18 protein-coding genes are annotated in these 17,429 nt (G+C 73.6%); 8 read left to right on the forward strand and 10 right to left on the reverse strand.

Annotation, left to right across the window (positions count from 1 at the left end):
- Positions 1–173 precede the first annotated feature (173 nt).
- The gene (locus ACIG5E_RS18490) at positions 174–887 is read left to right on the forward strand and encodes a hypothetical protein (RefSeq protein WP_396534484.1); all 714 of its coding nucleotides are present in this window, start codon (positions 174–176) and stop codon (positions 885–887) included.
- A gap of 54 nt (positions 888–941) precedes the next feature.
- On the opposite strand, the gene ACIG5E_RS18495 is transcribed toward ACIG5E_RS18490, so the two are convergent.
- Positions 942–1,826, reverse strand: coding sequence for a winged helix-turn-helix transcriptional regulator (locus tag ACIG5E_RS18495; RefSeq protein ID WP_396534485.1), 885 nt, complete (start codon positions 1,824–1,826; stop codon positions 942–944).
- Positions 1,827–1,897: 71 nt separating this feature from the next.
- Between ACIG5E_RS18495 and ACIG5E_RS18500 the strand changes: the two genes are divergently transcribed.
- On the forward strand, positions 1,898–3,172 hold the full coding sequence (locus ACIG5E_RS18500; protein WP_396534486.1) for an MFS transporter: 1,275 nt from the start codon (positions 1,898–1,900) through the stop codon (positions 3,170–3,172).
- A gap of 121 nt (positions 3,173–3,293) precedes the next feature.
- Here the strand turns inward: ACIG5E_RS18500 and ACIG5E_RS18505 are convergent, their stop codons facing one another.
- The 6 genes from ACIG5E_RS18505 to ACIG5E_RS18530 form a co-directional block, all read right to left on the reverse strand.
- The gene (locus ACIG5E_RS18505; protein ID WP_396534487.1) at positions 3,294–4,004 is read right to left on the reverse strand and encodes a hypothetical protein; all 711 of its coding nucleotides are present in this window, start codon (positions 4,002–4,004) and stop codon (positions 3,294–3,296) included.
- 183 nt (positions 4,005–4,187) lie between these two features.
- A complete protein-coding gene (locus ACIG5E_RS18510) occupies positions 4,188–4,946 on the reverse strand; it encodes a hypothetical protein (RefSeq protein ID WP_396534488.1) in 759 nt (252 codons plus the stop codon).
- A gap of 276 nt (positions 4,947–5,222) precedes the next feature.
- Positions 5,223–7,037 (reverse strand): DUF1003 domain-containing protein, encoded by a 1,815-nt coding sequence (locus ACIG5E_RS18515; protein ID WP_396534489.1) that lies wholly within the window; start codon positions 7,035–7,037, stop codon positions 5,223–5,225.
- Positions 7,038–7,114: 77 nt separating this feature from the next.
- Positions 7,115–7,345, reverse strand: coding sequence for a hypothetical protein (locus ACIG5E_RS18520; RefSeq protein ID WP_396534490.1), 231 nt, complete (start codon positions 7,343–7,345; stop codon positions 7,115–7,117).
- 275 nt (positions 7,346–7,620) lie between these two features.
- The gene (locus ACIG5E_RS18525) at positions 7,621–8,319 is read right to left on the reverse strand and encodes a ribonuclease H (protein WP_396534491.1); all 699 of its coding nucleotides are present in this window, start codon (positions 8,317–8,319) and stop codon (positions 7,621–7,623) included.
- Between the two features lie 7 nt (positions 8,320–8,326).
- Positions 8,327–9,061 (reverse strand): nucleotide disphospho-sugar-binding domain-containing protein, encoded by a 735-nt coding sequence (locus tag ACIG5E_RS18530; protein WP_396534492.1) that lies wholly within the window; start codon positions 9,059–9,061, stop codon positions 8,327–8,329.
- A gap of 302 nt (positions 9,062–9,363) precedes the next feature.
- Here ACIG5E_RS18530 and ACIG5E_RS18535 point away from each other — a divergent pair, with 302 nt between their 5' ends.
- A complete protein-coding gene (locus ACIG5E_RS18535; protein WP_396534493.1) occupies positions 9,364–9,993 on the forward strand; it encodes a DUF4937 domain-containing protein in 630 nt (209 codons plus the stop codon).
- Between the two features lie 69 nt (positions 9,994–10,062).
- Here ACIG5E_RS18535 and ACIG5E_RS18540 read toward each other — a convergent pair whose 3' ends face one another.
- Entirely contained in the window at positions 10,063–11,406 is a 1,344-nt protein-coding gene (locus ACIG5E_RS18540; RefSeq protein WP_396534494.1) for an alpha/beta fold hydrolase, read from the reverse strand.
- A gap of 67 nt (positions 11,407–11,473) precedes the next feature.
- Here ACIG5E_RS18540 and ACIG5E_RS18545 point away from each other — a divergent pair, with 67 nt between their 5' ends.
- Positions 11,474–12,079 carry a TetR/AcrR family transcriptional regulator gene (locus tag ACIG5E_RS18545; RefSeq protein WP_396534495.1) on the forward strand — a complete coding sequence of 202 codons (606 nt, stop codon included), beginning with the start codon at positions 11,474–11,476 and terminating at the stop codon, positions 12,077–12,079.
- Positions 12,080–12,107: 28 nt separating this feature from the next.
- The gene (locus ACIG5E_RS18550; protein WP_396534496.1) at positions 12,108–12,227 is read left to right on the forward strand and encodes a hypothetical protein; all 120 of its coding nucleotides are present in this window, start codon (positions 12,108–12,110) and stop codon (positions 12,225–12,227) included.
- Between the two features lie 56 nt (positions 12,228–12,283).
- On the opposite strand, the gene ACIG5E_RS18555 is transcribed toward ACIG5E_RS18550, so the two are convergent.
- Positions 12,284–13,333 (reverse strand): NAD(P)-dependent oxidoreductase, encoded by a 1,050-nt coding sequence (locus ACIG5E_RS18555; RefSeq protein WP_396534497.1) that lies wholly within the window; start codon positions 13,331–13,333, stop codon positions 12,284–12,286.
- 9 nt (positions 13,334–13,342) lie between these two features.
- A complete protein-coding gene (locus ACIG5E_RS18560) occupies positions 13,343–13,978 on the reverse strand; it encodes a hypothetical protein (RefSeq protein WP_396534498.1) in 636 nt (211 codons plus the stop codon).
- 461 nt (positions 13,979–14,439) lie between these two features.
- Between ACIG5E_RS18560 and ACIG5E_RS18565 the strand changes: the two genes are divergently transcribed.
- The 3 genes from ACIG5E_RS18565 (at position 14,440) to ACIG5E_RS18575 (ending at position 17,422) form a co-directional block, all read left to right on the forward strand.
- Positions 14,440–15,147 (forward strand): hypothetical protein, encoded by a 708-nt coding sequence (locus ACIG5E_RS18565; RefSeq protein WP_396534499.1) that lies wholly within the window; start codon positions 14,440–14,442, stop codon positions 15,145–15,147.
- 16 nt (positions 15,148–15,163) lie between these two features.
- Positions 15,164–15,706, forward strand: coding sequence for a GNAT family N-acetyltransferase (locus tag ACIG5E_RS18570; RefSeq protein WP_396534500.1), 543 nt, complete (start codon positions 15,164–15,166; stop codon positions 15,704–15,706).
- 351 nt (positions 15,707–16,057) lie between these two features.
- Positions 16,058–17,422: an amidase family protein gene (locus tag ACIG5E_RS18575; RefSeq protein ID WP_396534501.1), complete on the forward strand. Its 1,365-nt coding sequence runs from the start codon at positions 16,058–16,060 to the stop codon at positions 17,420–17,422.
- The last annotated feature ends 7 nt before the right edge of the window (positions 17,423–17,429 follow it).

Below are 17,429 nucleotides of genomic sequence, written 5' to 3' on the forward strand. Positions count from 1 at the left end.
AACGGGCCCGGGAGCTGTGATGCGCCCCACACCGCCCCGCCCCGTTCGGCGGTGTGGGACTCGGCGGGCGGCGGCCGGGCGCCGCAGATCGGGGGCACCCCCGGGGTTCCCCGGGGCGGGGGCTGCCGCCACACTGTCGCGAGCACGAACAGCACCACCGAACCGGGGGCAGCATGGCCAAGCGGCCGAACAAGAAGCAGAAGCGACCGCTCGCCGCGGGCGTCCGCCGGCCGTCGAAGCCGGTCCGCCGGCGCTCCGGCAAGGACATCCAGCTCGCGCCGCGCACGGTGCGCCGCACGGCGCTTCTGGTCGGGCTGCTCGCGCCGCTGCTGATCATCGGACTGCTCGCGCTCGCCACCAATCCGGACTACCAGGCCCCCTGCACCATCCTCGCCGTGCTGGTGCTGATGGCGGCCGTCGTCGGACTGATGATGATCCGCAGTACCGGGTGGGTGATCTGGCCGGCCGTCTTCCTGGGCGTGCTGCTCCTGGCGATCCCCACGACCGCCCTGCGCGCCCAGCTGATCGCCCACCGCGGGGTGGACACCCGGGTCGTGATCACCTCGGCCCACAGCGGCAAGGACAAGACGGGCAAGGTGAGCTGGACCTGCGGCATCCGGAGCGAGGACGGCCACCCGCTGCCGCACGGCACCATCGGGGGCATCGGCTGCTCGGGCAGCTCCGTCGGCCGGAGCACGACGGTGCTGGCCGACCCGGACGGCTGGGCACCGCCGGCCACCCTGGACGAGAACCTCTCCTTCCGCAGCGCCGGCGTCTATGTCACGGGCGCGGTGGCCGTCCTCTGGGCCGCGCTCACCTTCGGCGCGGCGCGCCGCTCCCTGCGCGGGCGGGGCGGCCGTAAAGGCGGCCGTAAAGAACGCTCATGAGTCACTGGCCCTGGGCGGGTCGTGGGGCCCCCGGAGGGGCCGGCGCACCCGTCGTCATTCGCCCCGCAGCCCGTCGAGCAGGGCGAGGGCGTCCTCGACCGAGCCCGCCGGGTCGGTGACCGGGTAGAGCACGCCGCGGACGGTGCGCCCGGCGTCGAGGACCAGGGTGAGCCGCTTGAGGCGCTCGACGCCGGCGGCGCGGAAGGTGGGCAGCCGTAGGGCGGCGGCGAGTTCGAGTCCGGCGTCGGAGAGCAGCGGGAACGGGATCCGCGCGTGTTCGGCGAACGCCCTGAGCTGGTCCGGGCGTTGGGTGCTGACGCCGTAGACGGCGGTGTCGCGGGCGGCGAACTCGCCCATCCGGTCACGGTAGGTGCAGGACTCCAAGGTGCAGCCGGGCGCGCCCGGGACCTCCCCCCAGCCGGGCGGGTAGTCCAGGCCGCCCGGGGCGTAGGCGCCCGGGTAGCAGTAGAGCACCGTCCAGGCGCGGTCCACGGCGACCGGGTCGGCGCGTCCGCCGGAGGCGGCGTCGAGTTCCAGGGCGGGCAGCCGGTGGCCGGTGAGCGCCAGCACCCGGCGGGTCTCGGCGGAGCCGGGGGTGCTGGTGCCGGTGAGCGTGCCGTCACCCAGGACGTAGCGCCCGCCCCAGTCCTGCAGGGCGACCAGTACGGGCAGCAGGCCGCGGCCCCGGTCCGTCAGGTGGTACTCGTAGCGCGGCGGGTGGGGGTGGTAGAGCCGCTTCTCCAGCACGCCGTCGGCGACCAGCGCCTTGAGGCGTTCGGTGAGCACCTTGCGGCTGATGCCGAGTCCGCTCTGCAGGGCGTCGAACTGGTGGGTGCCGCCTGCGACGTCCCTGATCAGGAGCAGGGTCCAGGTGTCCCCGACCACCGCCAGGGCCTGGGAGATCGCGCAGTCGGGGTCAGCCGCTTCCGTGTGCCGCATGAGCACCCATTATAGTGAGTTCCCAAAAGGAACTCACTCGGTCCGCGGGGACCGGTGACGAAGGGGTGGACGTGACGACGGAAACGGTGGACACGGCGGCAACGACGGACGCGGTACGGCCCGGCCGTCGCCGGGGCGGCGGGGCCGCGGCGTTCTGGCGCTACTGGACGGCCTCGACGGTCAGCCGGCTCGGCGACCAGGTGACCACGGTGGCGCTGCCGCTGATCGCGGTGGTCACCCTGCACGCCTCGGCCTTCGAGGTCGGCCTGATCACCGGCGCCGCCTACGTCGCCTGGCTGCTGATCGGACTGCCGGCCGGCGTCCTGGTCCAGCGCCTCCCGCTGCGCGGCACCCAGGTCGCGATGGACCTGATCCGCGCGGCCGCCGTCGCCTCCATCCCGCTGGCGGCCGCCCTCGGCGTGCTCGGCCTGCCGCAGCTCGTCGTGGTGGCGCTGCTGGTCGGCTTCGCCAGCGTGCTCTTCGACGTCGGCAACTCCACCTTCCTGCCCACCGTCGTCCCCAAGGAGCAGCTGACCGCCCGCAACAGCCTGGTCTCCGGCAGCATCGCGGCCACCGACCTGGCCGGGCCCTCGCTGGGCGGCGTACTGGTGCAGCTCGTCGGCGGCGCGGCCTCCATGCTGCTGGACTCGGTCAGCTACCTGGCCTCGGCGGCGCTGCTCGGCAGCCTCCCGCAGGCCGCACAGCCGCCCGCCCGGCCGACCGGCGGTGTCGGGATGCGCGAGCAGATCCGCGAGGGCTGGCGGTTCGTCGCCCGGCACCCGGTGATCCGGCCCTGTGTCGCCGACGCCACCGCCGTGAACTTCGTCTGCGGCGGCCTGATGACGCTCACCCCGGTCTTCCTGGTCCGCACCCTCGACGCCCCGGCCGCCGCCGTGGGCGCCCTGATGGCCACCGGTGGCCTCGGCAGCCTGCTCGGCGCGGCCGCCACGCCCCGCCTGGTGCGGCGGGTTGGTGGCGGCCCCGCGCTGCGCTGGGCGGCCGCTGTGTCCACCGTCTTCGCCCTGCTGCTGCCGCTGGCCGGATCCGGCTGGGGGACGCTGGTCTTCGCCCTCGGCAACGCCGGGTTCTCGGCCGGGGTCGTGGTCACCAGCATCGTGACCCGCACTCACCGGCAGACCCAGACCCCGCCGGAACTGCTCTCCCGGGTGATGGCCACGGTCCGCTTCGTCTCCTGGGGTGCCATCCCGGTCGGCGCCCTCGCCGCCGGCGCCGCCGCCGCGGCCTGGGGACCGCGCACGGCACTGCTGCTGGTCGCGATCGTCAGCGTGGCGAGCCCGGTGATCCTGCTGGCCAGCCCGATCCGCCGGATGCGCGAACTGGCCTGAGCCGGCGGCGGGCCGAGGAGCAGGACCGCGCGCGCGGCTGCCGCTCGGCCCTGCTCTACACGATCAGCTTCCAGGGCCCCGGCTGCTACCGGAAGCACGGGTGGACGACGCTCGGCGCGGACTAGAGTCCGGCCGGCCAGTTGTAGCTGCTCGGTACCGTCACGGTGGCGTTCTCGGCCGCCGTGCCGTAGACCAGGGCGATCTCGTCGTGGGCGTTGAGCCGGATCGCCGCCGGGTCGCCGGTCACCGCCTTGCCGTCGACGTACGCGGTCAGGCTGTGGGTGGCGTCGGTGTGCAGCCCGCCGAGGTGGTCGGCCGAGGTGGAGACCTGCCATTCGGTCAGGAACTGGCCCAGGGTGAAGTCGGCACTCACCGGCGACTCGACGTGGATGACGCCGGTGGTGTCGTGGGTGTGCAGCGGGCTGATCCGCTGGGCGCTCTCGTCGATGCCGACCAGCGCGGGCACCGTCACGGCCTGTCCGTCGGCGTAGACGTCGAGGTGGGCGTGGATGTGCAGGGCCGTGCCCTCGGCGCCGAGCATCGGCAGGCCGGCGGCCTTGACCGCCGCGGCGACGTCGGCGGGTGCGTCCCAGGGCGGTGGGGTGGTCCGGCCCTCGGCGGTGGTCCTCGGGTTCGCGGGGACGCCGCTGGGCGTGGTGGAGCCCTGATTGGTGGCGATCACGACGGCGATCCCGCCGACCACGACGAGCACGAGCAGGCCGATCATGCCGCCCACCAGCCACCGCCGGGCCCGCGCGTGACGGGCCTCCGCGGCCCGGAGCGCGGCAACGCGGGCCCGCCGTCCGGACGGCCCGGGTTTCTGCGCTGACATGGGTGCGGGCCTCCTCGGTCGAGGTAGCTTCCCTCTCAGCCTGGCAGAGTCCGCCGCTCCCAGCGCGCCGAGCCCGGTGGCGGGCTCGGCACGTGACCATCCGGCCACTTCGGGTGATCGGACGCCGGCCCGGAAAGGCGTCGGCCCCGGCTCCCCTGGTGGGGAGCCGGGGCCGAACCGCGGTCAGCGCTGGCCCGGGTAGCCCTGCTGGCCCTGCTGGCCCGGGTAGGGCACGTTCGGGACCTGCGGCGGGTACGGCTGGGCCTGCGGCGGCACCTGGGCGCCCGGCTGCGCCGGGTACGGCTGGGCCGGCGGGTAGGCCTGCGGCGCCGGGTACGGCTGGCCCTGCGGGGCCGCGTGCGGGGCCGGGTACGGCTGCTGCGGCGGGTACGGCTGGCCCTGCGGCGCGCCGAAGCCCTGCTGCTGCGGGATACCCGGCTGGCCCGGCATCGGCTGGCCCGGCATCGGGTAGCCCTGGCCCTGCGGGGTGTCGAACGGCTGCGAGCTCGGGTCGATCGACCCGGGCGGGAAGGCGGCGCTCAGCTGGTCCATCTCGGCGCGCCAGATGCGGTGGATGTTCAGGCGCGTCGGGCTGCTGTTGCCCGGCATCTGGACGTACATCGAGCTCCAGATGCTGGCCCGCTTGACCCGGTTGACCGGGAAGGCGTGCCGCGGGAAGGCCGCGACGACGTCGCCGGGGCGGTTGTTCCAGCGGTTGGCCGAGTTGATCACCACGTGGCTGTTGGTGAGCGTCAGGAAGTAGTACCTGCGGGTCAGCACGATGATCAGGCCGACAAGCGGAATCTCACCGAGCGCCGCGGCGAGCCACGGGCTGGGCCCGCTCTCCGCGTGCACGCAGGCGATGAAGGTCTCACCGGGAGGTGCCACCTGCGAGAGCTTCTCGATGACCTGGGCCTTCTGCTTGGCCCGGAGAAATGCCATGTCTTCTGTACCTCTTACCCCGTCTTGTCCGCCGACTCGGTGTGGCGGGAAATCGGCTGAGGTTAGCAGGTGGTGATGACACTTCGAACACCCCCGTCCCCCTGGATTCGGGCGCCCCGCCGGGCCGCAGCCCGACGGGGCGAAGTCGGCACACGGAGCGTCCAAGGGCGGCTAGCCGGAGGCGGTGCCGTCGGTCGACCTGACGGCGATCCCCTCCTGACGCACCGACCGGCCGGTCGCGTCCGTTCGACTCCTGTCCGTTCTACTCCTGCCCGTTCAACTCCTCTTGCGCAGGCTGACCTCGGCCCGCGCGGGCATCGGCGCCTCCGGGTCGCTCGCCGCCCGGACCGCCTCCATCGCCACGAGCTCGTTGGACACCCTGGTGCGGGCGCCCAGGCCGAGGAAGCCGCCCTCCTCGTTGGCGTCGGCGACCACGGTGGCGATCTCCACCAGGAAGCCGCGGAACTCGGCGAGTTCGTCCGGCGCCTGCTCGGCGACGATCCGGGCGGCGGCCCTGATCGTCTCCAACGCGGGCCCACGGTACTCGGCGTAGCGGGTGTCGGGGCGCAGCCCGGTGTCGAAGGTCGAGGCGGCCGCGAGCTCCCGGACGAAGCGCCGCGGGTGGGTGGTGCCGGCCTCGCGCAGCAGCTTGACGATCGCGATGACCTCCTCGGGGTCGGCGACGCCCTCGGCCAGGGCGACCAGCACGCCGGAGGCCATCAGCGCCCGGCCGAGCACCGCCCAGTCCTCGGCGGCGAAGTCCAACTCCCCCACGCCGTCGGTGACCCGGCCGATCCGCACCACCTGGAAGCCCACGTCGGCGAGCACGGCGGGGATCCGGCGCACCGACTCCACCGTCCGGGCGCGGGCCCGGTCGGACAGCTCCTCCCAGGGTAGGAACTCCGCCCGGCCGTCCCGCTGGCCGGGGACGGGCACCTCCGGTTCGGCGCCCGTCCCGTAGCGGTGCTCGTGCTCGTGCTCCAGCCGGGCCAGCACCTCGGCCTCCTCCTCGGTGAAGTCCTCGAAGCCGCCGACGGCCTCCGGGGCCACCTGCTCGGAGGTGGGCACCATCAGGCAGCCGACCGCGGCGAGGCGTTCGCCGAGCTGCCGGGCCTGGCGCCGGTTGGCCGCCCTCAGTTCCTCAGGCAGTTCCTCCCACGGCAGCAGGGCCGGCCGGCTGCCCGGCTCCGCACCGTCCTCCACCGCCGCCGTCACCCGGCTCTGGTGGATGGCCCGGGCCAGGTGCCGGGTGACCTGGGCGCTGGTGTAGTCGGCCAGGCTCTCGATGACCCGGCTCTGAGCCTCCAGCCGGGCCTTCATCCGGCCGCACTCGTGCAGCACCGCCTCGGCGTCCAGCAGGGTCTGCTCGGCGCGGCGGTCGCCGGCCTTGCCCAGCACGTCCTGGCCGACCATGATCACGATCATGAAGATCAGCTGGGCCAGAGTCGAGAGGAAGCTCACGAAGGCGAACGGGTACGGGTCGAAGGTCTGCAGCCCCAGCCGGGACAGGCCGATCCACACCACCTGCGTCCCGGCCGCCAGGTAGAACGCCCACATGCTGCCCAGCCGCCCGGTCAGCCAGGCGGCGATCCGCCCGTTGACCCCGGTGGCCTGGTCCAGCGCCTGCGGCGGCGGCTGCACCCGGTGCCGCTCGATCCACGGGTGGCCGCTGGTCTCCAGCAGGCTGACGCCGCGGCCGAGCGCCCGGTCGTGCCGGTCCAGGTGTGCCTGGAGGTCGGCGACCTTGGCGAAGATCGCCTCGGCGTTCTCGTACGTCTGCACCGACCGGCGGTCGGCGGCCTGGCCCAGCACCCGCTGGCCGACCAGGATCGCCAGGCAGAGCACCAGTTGGACCACGTTGTCGAGGAACAGCAGGAACCCGAAGGGGTACGGGTCGACCGCACGCAGCGGCCCCCAGGTCGCCAGCGCCATCCAGCCTCCGACCAGGGCCAGGGCGACATACAGGGCGGGCATCGACCCCACCGCCCGGGTCAGCGCGGCCGCGATCGCGCCGTTCAACCCGACCTGTTCGTCCGCCATCGCCACCGGCTGCTGCCTCGGCTGGTCGATCCCCGTACCGGCTTCCCGCACGCCCGCTCCTCACGCCCGCTTCCGGCGCCACCGCCGGAGTCGTGTTCATGATGGCAGCGGGCGCGCCGGCAGGCGGGTCACGGAACCCTTTCCTGACGTGATGTCAACACTGCTTCCGTGCCCCGCAGGTGCAGTTCGACCCGGCCGTGGCGCAGGTGGCTGCGGTGGCCGTCGGTGAACTCCAGCCGGAGGCTGCCGTCCGCCGGGGCGTCCAGGACGACGGCGCTCTCGACCGCGCCAAAGGAGGCGTCGCGGTAGACCCACACCTGGTCGCCGACGTGGAACTCCGAGGTCTCGGACACGATCACCGCGCTCACCTCCGCTCCGGCACGCTCACCCTTCTGTACGGGCGGGAGCGGCACCGGACTCAGCCGTTCGGCCCGTTCAGTGGGTGCGCAGCTGGGTCGGGGCGGTGATGCCGAGCACCATCGCCCGCGGCGGCCGCCGTGAGCATGCCGATCCGCACGGCCTTCCGGCGGCTCTGCCCGTTCTTCGTCATGATCGGTATCGTCCACCGCAGCGCGGAGCCGCCACCTGAGTACGGGTACTCAGGCGGCGGCGTGCTCGGGCTCAGGCGTGGGGTTCAGGCGTGGGCGGCGGCGCACTCCGGGTGACCCCAGCTGCTGCCCACCTTGGTGATCTTGTCGCCCTTGCCGTACGGGCGGCTGCACGGGCACGTGCCGGGGAAGCGGGCGTTCAGGGTGCGCGAGCCGCCGCTGCGCTTGGCGGTGCTCGTAGTGGCGGACCCGGCGCTGCGCGCCTTCGGGGCCTTGGGGGCCTTCGCGGCCGCGGCCGGGTCGGGCACGGGCAGGTCGGCGGCCGTCCCGGCGGCGGCCTGCTGGGTGCGGGCGGCGTCGCTGGCGGCCTTGTCGGCGATGGCGTTCAGCGGGTCACCGTCGACCTGGTGGGCGGGGACGTACACGAAGGTGACGTCCCGGCCCTCCAGGAGTTCGTCGATCCGCTGGATCAGTTCGCGGTTGGCCACCGGCTTGCCCGCGGCCGTCTTCCAGCCGTTGCGCTTCCAGCCCTTGAGCCACTTGGTGACCGAGTCGCGGGTGTAGGTGCTGTCGAGCCGCACCTCCAGCGGGACGGCCGGGTCGGTGGCGGACAGCAGCTGCTGAAGCGCCGTCAGCTCGCCGATGTTGTTGGTGCTGTGCCCGAGCGGCCCGGCCTCCCAGCGCTGGGGCACCCCGGCGCCGTCCGCCACCACGTAGGCCCAGGCCGCCGGACCCGGGTTGCCCTTGGCTGCTCCGTCACACGCTGCAATGACTCGTTCGACCATGCCCCGATCATGCCTGGTCAGGCGGCCGGTCGCCAAAGTGGTCAGAGGCGCAGCAGCGGCAGCAGCGGCAGCGGCGCGGCGGACCCGGATCCGAGGCGACCCGGTCGATCGCCGCCCGTAGCGCTCCGGCGCTCTCCGTTGCCGCGTCCAGGCGCTCGCCCAGCCCGAGCTCCACCAGACGCCCGGCGTTGGCGGCCTGCTCGGGCGTCCGGGGGACGGCCACGATGCCGACCCCGTAAGTCAGCGCCTCCATCACCGAGTTCATCCCGGCATGCGACACGAACGCACTGGCCCGGCGGAGCACCGCGAGCTGCGGGAACCGCGACCGCACCTCCATCCGGCCCGGGACGGCACCCAACGCGGCGCGTGCGGCCCCGCCCACGCTCAGCGCCACCTGCCACGGCCGGTCGGCGACGGCGGCCACGCAGGCGCGGTAGAAACCCGGGGGCCCGTCGACCACGGTGCCCAGTGAGACGTACAGCAGTGGTGCGTCCGGGTCGCGCGGCGACCACGACTCGGTCTGCTCGCGCGACCCCATCGACGGGCCGACGAAGTGGAAGCGTTCGTCGAAGCTGTCGGCCGCGGGCCGGAACTCCCGCGGAACGAACACCAGGTTGAGCCCGTCCGCCACCGTCATGGTGTCGGCGAGGCCGAACGGGACGCCGTACTCGCTGGAGAAGGCCGCGCAGTCGGCGGCGAGCGAGGCGAATGCCGGACCGTCCGCGTCGATTCCCGCGGTCAACTGCCGGTCCAGCGAATACGTGTCGTTCGAGGCGAGGTGGGGGAAGCACTGCACCCCGGGTACACCACCTGGTGCCCGCGCCGCACGAGTTCCTCGACCAACGGCAGCATCGGGTTGATGTGCCCGTGTCCGGTCAGGGTCATGAAGAGCAGATTCTTCCTGAGCACGGCGAACACCCGGCCAGGAGCGGGGGCACCATGCCATCGATTTTCTCCGCTGCCGGCCTACATCCGTGGTCCGACCCCGCTCGCGACCTCCGCCCGATTGACCCTCCACCGGCCCGGCGCAGCATGATGGCCCGCATGTGGGGCAAGTGGATCGACTGCCGGGTACGGCCCAGCGCACGCGGGGCGTTCGCCGCCGGACAGCGCCGCTGGTCGGCGATCGCGGACCAGCCGGGGCTGGTCGGGCAGCTGGGCGGCTGGTCGCGCTCGGGCGACCGGGCGCTGCTGCTCGCCCTCTGGGCGGACGAGGACGCGTACACCCGTTTCATGCGCGAACGCCACGACGCGGTCGCCACCGAGGCCGCCCAGCAGGGCAGTTGGGATTCGATCCAGGTCACCTCCGGCCCGGTCGTCCAGACCGCCGGCGCGCTCCCGGACGCGCTGCGACACGCCACCCTGCTCCGCGCCGCCGACTGCCTGCTGCACCCCGGCCGCGCCGAGCACTTCCTGACCGTCCAACGCGAACTCTGGTTCCCCGGCATGGCGGCGGCCGGCGGCCTGCTCGCGGGCACCGTCACCCGTCTCGCCACCGACCGCTACCTGGTCACCACCCTCTGGGCCTCCCCCGAGGCCCACGCGGCCTACACCACCGACGCGCTCCCCGCGCTGCGCGCCCGCGCGGACCTCCCGGCCGACGTCGCCACGCTCACCGGGCACGCCGTACCGCTGGAACCCACCTGGCGGGTCAGGTGGACGGAGTCGCGGTAGGTGCATCGACTCCGCACGCGGCGGGCACGGCCATGACCAGGTCGAAGGCGCTCGGGCACTGCGGAGTCCTCACTTGTGATCGTGAAGGAAGGCAGAGATGTCGTCGCGGGTCGGGTAGTTGGGCACGGGTGCCGGCTCGGCCTGGAGGAACGCGGTGATGACGGCGGCGGCTCGGTCGTTGTTGTCGTCCAGACCGTTCCACATGTGGTGCCCGACTCCGGGCATGTACTGGGTGCGCTGGATGGCGGGGTCATCGGCAAGGATGGTGGTCGCCCATTGACGGACCTGGGAGGAGCACTCGGCCATCATCAACATCGTGGGGGTCTGGGAGAGCCGCAGTTGCGGGGCGATGGAGGGTGAGTCCTTCACCGTCTGCTGGATCCGGAGGCTGGCGGCGGGGCTGAAGGAGAAGTTCTGCGCGGTGTCCTCAGTCGGGATGCGGTGCGCGTCGCGCGCACAGTAGGCGGACGCGGTGTCGCTGCCGAGGTCGGCGGCGGTGAAGACGTTGTCACCTTCGGCCTGTCCGACGAGCCCGGTGTCCGGGCTGAGGAGTCCGAGTCGCATGAGACCGAATGCGGCGGCGTACCGGGGGACGTTGGTCGACCGCGGTCCGGTCAGGCTCGGCGCGAGCCCGCGTGCGGACGGGCGCCCCTTTTGCCCGGCGATAGCCGCGGTGGGGCCGTCCATCGGGCCGGGTTCGGCGATGACCGCCCGGTTCAGGCGTGCGGCGACACCCGGATCGGCCAGGGCTCGGGTGAGCACGACCGCTCCTGAGGAGAAACCGAGGATGTCGACCTTGCCCTTGTCCAGGTGGTCGATGAAGGCGGCGAGGTCACTGACCGACCTGGAGATCGTGTACTGGTCCATGGGAAGCATGTCGCTCCGCCCGCCGCCCGCCTGTTCGTAGGCGTATACGTCGTAGCCCTGACGTGCCAGGAGCTGCAGGAACCGGTGGTCGACCAACGAAATGCCGCGGACCGGTCCGCCGTTGAGGTACACGAACGGAACGGGCTGCCGGCCGCCGGGGTTCGTGGGCGGGTAGTGATACACCGCGACCCGGCTGCCGGTGGCCAGGCTCCAGTGCTGCGTGGCCACGAAGGGCAGGTCGGCCGGCAGCCGCCGGGCCGTGGGCCCGGTGGGGATGCAGACCAATGCCGTCAACGCCGCCGCGACGAGCACCGGCAGGAACGGCATGAGCCGCGCCGCCCGGATACGACGCCGACCCCGCCACAGAGCGGCGGCGGTCCCCACTCCGAGGGACGTCAACCACGCACCGCTCCCCGAGCCTGCCCCGTCCGTCAGGACGAGCACACCGAGAAAGACGACGACCAGCGCCGCCACGGCGGCCAGGGCCAGCAGTAGGCGTCGGGCGAAGCGGGCAGGGCGGGCGAGGCGTATGGCGAACCCGGGCACGGACGGACCTCCAAAGTTTCAAAACACTGTTCTGAAACGACGTTATCAGAGCAGGTAGGCTTCTCCCATGGGCAGGCCGAGAACAAACGACGAGACCGTCAAAGAGCGACTCGTGCAGTGCGCGACCGAGCTGCTCGCCACCCGTCCGCTGGAGTCGGTCACCGTCCGGGCCGTGGCCACCGCCGCCGGGACGTCAACGGCGGCCGTGTACTCCCTGCTCGACGGCAAGGACGGACTGATCGGAGCGGTACGCGACAGAGCCGTCGCCGGCCTGTTCCAGGCGCTGACGGCGGTGCCGACCTCCGTGGATCCCCTCGCCGACATCTACGCGCTGGCCGCCGCATACCGACGATGGGGACGCGAACACAGCCACCTGTACTCCGTGCTGTTCGGTGGCGTGCAATCCTTCAAACCGTCGAACGCGGTCGGGTCCAGTGACCCCGTTCGGCCGCTCGTCACGGCCATCGACCGCGCCGTGACGGAGTCCGTGCTCGACGGCGAAACGACGTCGATCGCCGTCTCACTCTGGGTGACCTTGCACGGCCTTGTCACACTCGAACTCGCCGGGGCCCTCGACGCCCCCACGGCAGAGGCCGCATTCCGATCGACGATCCACGCCACCCTGCGTGGCTGGACGACCCCCGCGGTGTTCCGCAGCCTCCGCCTGGAATGACGGTGATGGCGCTGATCGGCTGGAGGCCGTGCTGACCGGACACGAGCCGAACCCGGCGCTCGCCGTCAACGTCCGTTGGGAGATGCTGGCCGCCAACCGGGCGATGGGCCTGTTCCTCCCGGGGCTATTTTCTTCCTCCCGGGGCTAGTTTCCGGCGGACCAGGCCACGACGGCACTGATGCGGGCGGCCACCTCGTAGCGTCGTCAGGCCACCACCGGGATGCCGTCCGGGCGTCCGGCGAGCAGGGCCGCGATGTGGTCGGCGCAGCGCAGTGCCGCCTCGGCCATGGCCGTCCTGGTCATCCCGGCGACGTGCGGGGTGAGCAGGGCGTTGGGCAGGCCGAACAGTGGTGAGGCGAAGGCGGCGTGCTCGTGGGCGAAGGTGTCGAAGGCGGCGGCGGCCGGTGGCCGGGCCGGGTCGCGCAGGGCGTCGGCGAGGGCCTGTTCGTCGACGAGGCCGCCCCGGGAGGTGTTCAGCAGGATCGAGCCGGGTCGCATCCGCGCGAGTTCCGCCCGGCCGATCAGGCCTGTGGTCTCCGGGGTGAGCGGGAGGTGCAGTGACACCACGTCGCTGGTGGCGAGCAGGGTGTCGAGGGATGCGACCCGGGGCACCGGCGCGTACGTGGGGCGCCGCGCGTAGCCCTGGACGGTCATGCCCAGCGCCGTGGCCCGTTCCGCCAGCGCCAGGCCGATGCGCCCCAGCCCGACGATCCCCAGGGTGAGTTCGGACAGCTCGATCGCGGGTGCCCTCGGCGTGCTCCAACGGCCCTGGTGCGCGGCCTCGTTGTACGGGGCGAGGTTGCGGGTCAGGGCGAGCAGCTGGGCGAGGGCGAACTCCGCGACGGCGTTCGCGTTGGAGCCGGGCGTATGGGTGACGGCGACCCCGTGCCGGGCGGCGGCGGCCAGGTCGACGTGGTCGGTGCCCGCCCCGGCCCGTCCGATCACCCGCAGCCGGTGGGCCAGCGCGCGGTCCGTCCCCGCCGCGAGGAGCGCGGCGCGCAGCGGCGCGCCCGCACGGGACTTGAGCGCGTGATACCCCCGCCCGCCCCGCACCACCTCCTCGATCAGCGCCGCCTCGTCGAACAGGTCGACATCGGTGAACTCGACCCGGCCCGCCCATCGGTCCGCCACCCCCACCCGGTCCTCCACCCGCCGCAGGTTCAGCGTGACGGCCAGCCCGTGCCCGACAAGGCGCTCCAGCTCACGGTCGAGCAGTTCCCCCGGAGCCGCGTCCAAGAGCAAAACCTGGTCCATGGTCGCTCCTCAGTACCAATAGGTGTGCCCGGCCACGCCCTGGCCGGTGCGGGCGGCGTGGCGGAGCACGCGCAGTGGGCCGTCGAGGAGGGCGTCGGCGTCATGGTCCGGGTCGTCGCCGAGGCCGGTCATCCAGGCGCGGATGCGCTCGACCGCCTCCCGTCGGCGGGCCCCGGTCAGGGTCAGTGCCTCCTCGGCGTCGGGGAGGCATGCGCGGACCTGCCGGGAGTCGAGCAGGAAGTCGCCGAACCAGCCGGGCAGTTGCAGGGTCGCGTCGGGCCCGAGTGCGTAGGCCAGGGCCCAGAACGGGTTGGCCTTGCGCGCCGCGGCCGCGAACAGGCCCTCCTTGTCCTCGGGCCGGAAGTGACCCATCACGGCCTCGCGGAAGTCCTCCACCGCGTCGGACCCGTCCCGGCAGCTGTCGAAGAACGCGCACAGGCGCCGGGCGTCCTCCCCCGCGCTGCCGTCGCCGGCGGCCCGCTCCCCGAACAGGGACGCGCCCGCCACACCCCGCCACCAGGCCAGCTCCGCGGCCACCCCGGGCACGACCGGCGCCGGAGGCCCGGCCTCGGCCGCCGCACGCAGCAGCTGCCGCAGCTCCTCGTCGGACACCGTACCGATGACCCACAACCCCGTGGCGCTCAACCCGACCCCCGTTCCTCGACCTGCCCCTGATCATGCCCGGCGGCTCTGACAGGCCGCCGACCGGGCCCTCACCGCAAGCCGACGTCGACGCCAGGCCCCCCGGCGAACGCCCGGTAGTCCGCCTACGGTGGATCAGCCCGGACGGCCCAGGCGTCGGGCGGCTCATCGTGGTCGTCGCCGGATGACCGCAGCGCCCCGGGCCTGCCGGTGCGGCGGTCTCCCACCGGGGTAGCCCCGCACGCGGGAGCCGGGCCCGGCGGGATTCTGCTGGGGCGGACGCCGTACGCGTCCGGCGCCGGCTCCCGAGGTTGTGCCGTGATCCAGCTGTTCGAGCACCAGCTCGCCGCCCTCGCCCATCCTTCCACTACTCCTACCGCTGACCTCCATAAGTCACCCGGCCCGGCAAAAGGTCCTCCCCCGCCGCCGCCCGTCCCCGCTCCGGCCTGGCAGGATCTCCCGCCATGACGCACTACGAGACGTCCCGACCGGGGCAGCACCGCCGCCGGGGCGGCGGGGCCGGGAAGGCCGGGAAGGCCGGAAAGAACGACACGCCGTGGCCACGGCGGCCGCTGCTGACGGCGCTGTGGATCCCGGCCGCCGCCGTGATGCTCCCGGTCGGAGGGGCGCTCGGCGCGTTCGGCGCGTGGTTCTTCCTCCCGTCGCTGGCCCTGGTCCTCACCGCGGCGATCGGCCTGATCTACGCCGTGGTGTGCCTGTGCCAGTCCGGGGCGCTGCGGGGCGTGGCGCTGGCGCTGCTGCTCGCCCCGCTGATCGCCGTCCCGCTGATGAGCATGAACACCGCTCAGGCCACCGTGCTGTCCATGCGCGGCACGCCCCACCCGGGCACCGTCACCGATGTCACGGTGACCCACGGCAAGGGCACCAGCTACACCTGCGTGGTGCGATACGACGACGCCCCGGGGCACACCCGGTCCGTCTCCTGCCGCTCCGGTGACGCGGCGGGCGAGCGGGTCAGCGTCACCGAGGATCCGGACGGCCTGGTGGACCCGGAGTTCACCGCGGATGCCGAGAACCCCCGGTTCGACCTCGCGATGGTCGGCTTCGCCGACGTCTCCCTGCTCGTCATCTCCGGCGCCGCGGCCGCCCTCGGCGCCCTGCTCCACCTGCTGCGGAAGCGCCGTCATCCCGTTGCGCAGGAAGCGGGGTAACGGGGATCCTCCCTGGATGGAGCTAGCAGAGCAGGAAATCGCCCTGGGTGAGGTGACGCTGCGCCGTTTCCGCGGCGAAGCGGACTTTCCCGAGTTCTTCCGGGTCATCGAGGAGTCGCTGGAGCACCTGCGGCCCTGGATGCCGTGGGTCGCCGAGCACAGCGAGGCCAAGACCACCGCGTTCCTGGCGGAGCGGCCGGAGCTGTGGGAGAGCGGGAAGGACTTCACCTACGCGATCGTGCTGGACGGCGCGATCGTCGGCGCCTGCGGGCTGTTCCGGCGCGAGGACACCGAGGAGAACGGCCGGGAGATCGGCTACTGGCTGCACCCCGCCGCCACCGGCCGCGGCATCGCCACCCGGACGGCCCGGGCGCTGGCCGAACAGGCATTCCGCCTCCCCGGCGTGGACTTCGTCGAGATCGTGCACGACCCGGCCAACCTCGCCAGCGCCGCCGTCCCGGCCCGGCTCGGCTTCTCCGAGTACCGGCGCCGCCCCGCCGAGGCGCTCGCCCCGGCGGGGACCGGCGAGGAGCAGATCTGGCGGCTCCGGCGCGGCTGACGAACAGCACCCGACGGTCCGCCGCTGTGGGGGATGCGTGCGGACCGCCGGGCGACGCCGGACGGACGGGACGGTCCGGCCGGGCGCCGTGGGTACGAACGCGGCCGGAGACTCCCGTCTCCGCGCGGAGCGCCCCATCTCGAACCCCGCGTGCCGGCCGCATACCCTCTGCCGCGGCCTTGCGCGTTCGTTCCCACGCCCAGGAGACCGCCCGGCGGGCGGGCGGATAACACTTTTTCCTCCGCTGCCTCCCTGCGGACGGCCCGCCCGGCCCGGGTAGGGTGTGACCACCCGTCACCAGTGCGTCCCCGCAGCCGGATGGAACACGACCAGCACGAAGGAGCCGCCCCCATGGCCGAGCCGGAGACCACGGGCCGGGGCCTCGCCCACGAGGTCGTGTCGGCGGCACTGGAGCGGGCCGCGGCCGCCGGGCACCTCAACGCGTTCATCACACTCGACGCCGAGGGGGCGCTCGCGGAGGCGGCCCGCCGTGACGCCCAGGGCGGCGGCGCGGCGCCGTGGTGTCTCGTCGTCAAGGACAACATCCATGTCGCGGGCCTGCCCAACACCGCGGGCACTCCCGCCCTGACCGGGTTCGTCCCCGACGCCGACGCGCCCGTCGTCGCGGCGCTGCGTTCGGCGGGGGCGGTCGTCCTGGGCAAGGCGAACATGCACGAGCTCTCCATGGGCGCGACCTCGTGCAACCACACCTTCGGCGCCGTCGGCAACGCCGCCGACCCGGCCCTGTTCGCGGGCGGCAGCAGCGGCGGTACGGCCGCCGCGGTGGCGGCGGGGGTCGTGGAGGCCGGGCTCGGCACCGACACCGGCGGTTCCGTCACCATCCCGGCGGCGCTCAACGGGATCTACGGCCTGCGCCCCAGCTCCGGGCGCTACTCCTCGGCGGGGGTCACCCCGCTGTCCGCCACCCGGGACACCCCCGGGCTGATGGCCCGCACCCTGGGCCGGCTCACGGCACTGGACACCCTCGTCACCGGGGAGGCCGCACACCCCGGGGGCCCGGGCCGCCCGCTGCGGCTCGGCCTGCCGCGGCACGTGTTCACCGAGGACCTGGAGGGCCCGGTCCGCACCGCCTGGGAGGCGGCCGTCGACCGCCTCACCGCGGCCGGGGCCCAGTGGGTCGCGGTGGACACGGAACAGCTGGTGGAGTACGACGCCCGGATCGGATTCCCGCTCGTCTTCGGCGAGTTCGCCGCCGCCCTCGGCCGCTACCTGGACGAGCACCGCACCGGGCTCACCCCCGCCGAGGTCCTCGACGCGGCGGGCGACCCGACCATCGGGGAGATCCTCAAGGCCACCGCGCTGCCCACCGGGCCCGGGTACCCGGGGCCGGCCGCCCTGCAGCGGGCCCTCGCTGAGCGCCGCGCCCTGCAGGCCGCCTACGCCGGGCTGTTCACGGCGAACGGCCTGGACGCGATCCTGAGCCCCAGCGTCCCGGTGTGCGCCCGGCCGCTCCACCGCTACGAGGACTTCCTCCCCCTCAACGGCCGGGACGTGCCGACCTTCCACACCCTGATCCGCAACACCTCCCCCGCGGCCACCGCGGGCCTGCCCTCGCTGACGCTGCCCCTCCCGGTCACCGCCTCCGCGCCCGTCGGCCTCCAGCTGACCGGGCCCCGGATGGCCGACCGGGAGCTGCTGGCCGTGGCCGCGCGGGTCGACGCGCTGGTGCACCCCGAGGGGACGGATCAGGGCTGACACCAGC

It is taken from the genome of Kitasatospora sp. NPDC053057 (genome assembly GCF_044546945.1).
GTDB lineage: Bacteria > Actinomycetota > Actinomycetes > Streptomycetales > Streptomycetaceae > Kitasatospora.

What these genes read in the sequence shown, in the direction of transcription:
- ACIG5E_RS18490 (WP_396534484.1), top strand. Translation starts at nt 174, where the DNA reads ATGGCCAAGCGGCCGAACAAGAAGCAGAAGCGACCGCTCGCCGCGGGC.
- ACIG5E_RS18495 (WP_396534485.1), bottom strand. Translation starts at nt 1,826, where the DNA reads ATGCGGCACACGGAAGCGGCTGACCCCGACTGCGCGATCTCCCAGGCC.
- ACIG5E_RS18505 (WP_396534487.1), bottom strand. Translation starts at nt 4,004, where the DNA reads ATGTCAGCGCAGAAACCCGGGCCGTCCGGACGGCGGGCCCGCGTTGCC.
- ACIG5E_RS18510 (WP_396534488.1), bottom strand. Translation starts at nt 4,946, where the DNA reads ATGGCATTTCTCCGGGCCAAGCAGAAGGCCCAGGTCATCGAGAAGCTC.
- ACIG5E_RS18525 (WP_396534491.1), bottom strand. Translation starts at nt 8,319, where the DNA reads ATGGTCGAACGAGTCATTGCAGCGTGTGACGGAGCAGCCAAGGGCAAC.
- ACIG5E_RS18535 (WP_396534493.1), top strand. Translation starts at nt 9,364, where the DNA reads ATGTGGGGCAAGTGGATCGACTGCCGGGTACGGCCCAGCGCACGCGGG.
- ACIG5E_RS18545 (WP_396534495.1), top strand. Translation starts at nt 11,474, where the DNA reads ATGGGCAGGCCGAGAACAAACGACGAGACCGTCAAAGAGCGACTCGTG.
- ACIG5E_RS18555 (WP_396534497.1), bottom strand. Translation starts at nt 13,333, where the DNA reads ATGGACCAGGTTTTGCTCTTGGACGCGGCTCCGGGGGAACTGCTCGAC.
- ACIG5E_RS18565 (WP_396534499.1), top strand. Translation starts at nt 14,440, where the DNA reads ATGACGCACTACGAGACGTCCCGACCGGGGCAGCACCGCCGCCGGGGC.
- ACIG5E_RS18570 (WP_396534500.1), top strand. Translation starts at nt 15,164, where the DNA reads ATGGAGCTAGCAGAGCAGGAAATCGCCCTGGGTGAGGTGACGCTGCGC.
- ACIG5E_RS18575 (WP_396534501.1), top strand. Translation starts at nt 16,058, where the DNA reads ATGGCCGAGCCGGAGACCACGGGCCGGGGCCTCGCCCACGAGGTCGTG.